This window comes from Marivirga sp. (genome assembly GCF_035704835.1).
In the GTDB taxonomy this organism is placed as follows: domain Bacteria; phylum Bacteroidota; class Bacteroidia; order Cytophagales; family Cyclobacteriaceae; genus Marivirga.
Window position 1 is genome coordinate 1 of sequence record NZ_DASSWQ010000063.1, and the last position, 3,812, is coordinate 3,812.

At 34.1% G+C, this 3,812-nt stretch carries 5 protein-coding genes; all 5 read right to left on the reverse strand.

All coding sequences use genetic code 11. From position 1 onward, the window contains the following. Positions 1-361 precede the first annotated feature (361 nt). The 5 genes from VFM92_RS09745 to VFM92_RS09765 are packed head-to-tail and all read right to left on the reverse strand — an operon-like array spanning position 362 to position 3,539. On the reverse strand, positions 362-1,135 hold the full coding sequence (locus VFM92_RS09745; protein ID WP_325122027.1) for a site-specific DNA-methyltransferase: 774 nt from the start codon (positions 1,133-1,135) through the stop codon (positions 362-364). A 2-nt stretch (positions 1,136-1,137) separates the two neighbouring features. Then, positions 1,138-1,533 (reverse strand): DpnD/PcfM family protein, encoded by a 396-nt coding sequence (locus VFM92_RS09750; protein ID WP_325122028.1) that lies wholly within the window; start codon positions 1,531-1,533, stop codon positions 1,138-1,140. Then, entirely contained in the window at positions 1,520-2,299 is a 780-nt protein-coding gene (locus VFM92_RS09755) for a DpnI domain-containing protein (RefSeq protein ID WP_325122029.1), read from the reverse strand. Before VFM92_RS09755 ends, VFM92_RS09750 begins: the two co-directional genes overlap by 14 nt. 8 nt (positions 2,300-2,307) lie before the next feature. After that, the gene (locus VFM92_RS09760; protein ID WP_325122030.1) at positions 2,308-3,252 is read right to left on the reverse strand and encodes a DNA adenine methylase; all 945 of its coding nucleotides are present in this window, start codon (positions 3,250-3,252) and stop codon (positions 2,308-2,310) included. Beyond that, the gene (locus VFM92_RS09765) at positions 3,249-3,539 is read right to left on the reverse strand and encodes a helix-turn-helix transcriptional regulator (protein ID WP_325122031.1); all 291 of its coding nucleotides are present in this window, start codon (positions 3,537-3,539) and stop codon (positions 3,249-3,251) included. Before VFM92_RS09765 ends, VFM92_RS09760 begins: the two co-directional genes overlap by 4 nt. Positions 3,540-3,812: the final 273 nt, after the last annotated feature.

Genomic DNA, 3,812 nt, shown 5'->3' on the forward strand with positions numbered 1-3,812 from the left:
CTTTACCGTTTAGAAGCACACTGCTTCCACGGCTCGCCCGAAAAACTTAGGCCTTTTCAAGGCTAATCAATCCGATTTTTATACCCTCTTTCTACCAACTGTCTAGCAGAATAATTTTAAGAAAGGAATTAAATACAACGGTCTCGGCTATGCGTAGTGCGGGATTTCAAGGCACTTACTTTTCCGTTTAGCAGTTAGTTTATTTAATGTAATTACTTTAATATTAGCACTTAATCCCGCATTACGTATAGCCATTGTTGTGCTTTCGTGCTTTATTTTTTTCGTCCGTGCGTTGGGGTGAAAGCTCTTTGCAACCGCAGGAACGAGGATTGCAATGTGCTTGAACTGAGCGTTGGACTATTCATAGAGTCAATTCATTTCCATATTCAACAGTCGGTTCTTCTGCAAGAAATAAATCTAACTCTCCTTGATTATTAAATCCTGCTAATTTTTGTCTGTATTTTGCGGCAATAAGCCTGTTTTCGATTTCTTTCTTACGATTCTTACTTATCTCTAAGAATTCTTCTTCCTGGTCAATACCTAAATACCTTCTGTTCGCTAGGTTAGCTGCTATTCCTGTTGTTGAACTACCTGCAAAAGGATCTAAAATCCATGCATTCTGTTTGGTTGAGGCCAAGATTAATCTAGTTAAGACTGAAAGCGGTTTTTGAGTTGGGTGTTTGCCACATGACTTTTCCCATTTTGCAATTGCAGGTAATTTCCAAACGTCTTTCATTTGTTTGTCTCCGTTCAATTGCTTCATAAGATCATAATTGTAATAATGAGGAACTTTTTCCTTTTTTCTAGCCCAAATTATTTGCTCAGTCGAATGAGTGAAGTAACGGCAAGAAAAATTTGGTGGCGGGTTAGTCTTCTCCCATGTTATAACGTTTAAAATCTTGAAGTCCAATTCTGTTAAAATTTGACCTACAGAAAAAATATTGTGCATTGTGCCACTAATCCAAATTGTGGCGTCATCTTTCATTTTATTACGGACTAATGAAAGCCACTGGCGATTAAAGTCGTTTATGAAATCAAAGCCATGAGACTTATCCCATTTACCCTTATTAACGCTAACGACTTGACCATTTTGAATAGAAAGTCCATTGTTCAGGAAAGTTCTAGTGAATTGCAAATTTATTCATTTTTTGAATACAGCATCAAAAAAATTCTATAATCAATATCATCGTTGAATTCAAACGGTTCTTTCTCGGGTATATCATTTTCTGAAATATAAAGAAAGGCATCTTTATCAATTATTGATATTCTTGTCTCAATGTCTTTACCCCAAAAAGTAATTTTCTTTCCTTCAATCATGTAGAAGTTATCTCCATTGGATAGAGTATCAAAATCAATTAAACTTTGCTGTTGAATAGCTTCAATTCGGTTAGAAATAAAATCATTGGAGTCTAAAACTATTTCTTGATTACGATACGACTGATTTACTTTATCAAGCGCTTCATCTATTGAATTCGCTTCTATTTCAACGATTCTTGAAAGGAATTCTTGAATTTCTACTTTAAATATTTCCATATTTTATCTTTCTGTATTTACCACGACCAACAAATTCAATAATTTCTTTATCTCGAAGAATTTGGAGTTGCTGTCTGATTTTATCTTTTATGAAATTGTTGTTTGGGTATTTAAGTTTTAATCTATTCTCGAAGTTATAGACTTCATCAAGTTTAAACTCATCTGTTTTTATTTCATCAACGCACTTCATAACATCTAATATCCAACCCTTTGACTCATTAGATTTTTGCCTAAGAAACATAGTATTCTTGAATGACTGACTTACGATACACTTGTCAATAATTTTCGAATTCTTAATTAAAAAAACTCTGCCTGCTTCAGTAACTTTGGATATATCTATATTACACCCAACCCACCCTGCACGTTTTGCTGTTGGGGCTAATGGTGGTCTTTTAATGATAATTTCTTCTGTGAAAAATTGCTTCGGAATAATCAAAAAATTGTCAACTGTCCAATTTTTAGAATAGGTAAGAAAGAAGAAATTTGGGTTGTTTGCGGAATTAATCCTTTCAAGCATTGTAGAATAAGCTCCGTCTGTAATTTTACTCGCTAGTTTCCCACTTTTGCTCTTTAGCTCGAATTCTTCAGTACACGATTTGCAGTAGAAATCTGCAACAGGCTTATTGTTGTCAAAATCTGTAAGAGGCAAATTTCCACAATTTGGACAATACGAATTGCTGAGCACCCAATTCTCAGTTAATACTCGAGCTTTTTGGGAATTACTTTTATAACCTTCGGCTAGTTTTAAATCAAAGGATAAATTCATAATGAAGGTTAAGCTGCGTTAGGGATAGAAGTGGAAAGCCCGCAGTGGAGCGAGGACTTGGAGCGGATAGCCCGACCCAATAGGGTAGCGCCCAAACAAAAATTAGAAAGATTAGCATTTATACTTCTTTTAGCTTCAACTCTTTCAATGAAGAAGTTGGCATATAAATCATCAAAGAAATTATCATCGGGATTTTTTCCTTTCACGTCAGAATTACTAAGCATCCAATTATGGTCTAGATCTTCAAGTTTTTGACAAAAGTCTCTAAGCCTTATTTGTTCTAGATCATTGAAATCATCCTTAGCATAGGAGTTAAAACTTGACGTTTCACTTAATGGTTTATAGGGTGGGTCAAAATAGAAGAATGAATTGGTACTTGTGTGATTTATTGTTTCTTCAAAATCCCCGCATAGGATTTCAATTTTTTGCAAAGCATTATGAACAGCTAGTAAATTCTCTGAATTGCAGATAGTTGGTTGCTTGTAACTTCCCATCGGAACGTTGAACTCATTCTTTCTATTGACACGATAAAGACCATTAAAACAAGTCCTATTGAGAAAAATAAACAAAGCGGCTTGTCCGCTTTGTTCTAATTCTCGATTGTTAAATAGTTTCCTTTTGTCGTAATAGTATTCTTTCTTTTTGTCTTGGTCATCTACAAGAGAATGATATTCATTTTGCAGAGTTTCTAAAATTGAAATTAATTCATATGGTTTGCTTGAAATAGTTCGGTAGGTATTTATCAAATCAGTATTAACATCATTGATAACTGCTTTTTCAAGGTTTGGAAATTCATTAATCATCCAAAATAGAATTGCTCCGCTGCCAACAAATGGTTCAATGTAGGTGAACTTGTCAGATTTTATTTGAATTGGCAAACTAGATTGAATTTCTTGAATCAATTGAGTTTTACCACCTGCCCATTTTAAAAATGGTTTTGCTTTGTTTTTCATGCTTTGTTTATTAGTAGTTCAGTAGCCTTATTTAAAGCCAAGGCAGCATACTTATCATCTTTGACAGAATTCAAAATCTTATCGCTTAGCCAAAGAGTCAACAAATCCTTTTCTTCAACTCCAAAGTGTTTAGAAAGAGCAACAACTTGATCTCTTGTAAGCTTTCTTTCTCCACGCTCCATTTTACTTAAAAGTGCCGTGTCAATTTCCAAGTAAGCTGCTACTTGTCTTAAGAGTAAGCTTTTTGATTCTCTAAGTTTTCTAATTCTTTCGCCTAACGAATTCATTGTACAAAAAGTGATTTGTCAATATTTGTCAAATGTACTGAATTTGATTTTAAAATCTGTCCGTCCGTTGGAAAAAAAGCAATGTGTGCGATAGCACTCTTTGCTTTGCGCGTTGGTTTTTTTCGCATGAAGCACAACGTCATGCTATCAATCGTTTTGATTGGGAATCTTAGTGATTTGATGACCTTTCATATATGATTTGATAGCTGATGTTGTATTTAGTATATTTTTAATTCCTTCTAAATTAGTTGAAATAATGGGAATTGAAAAATA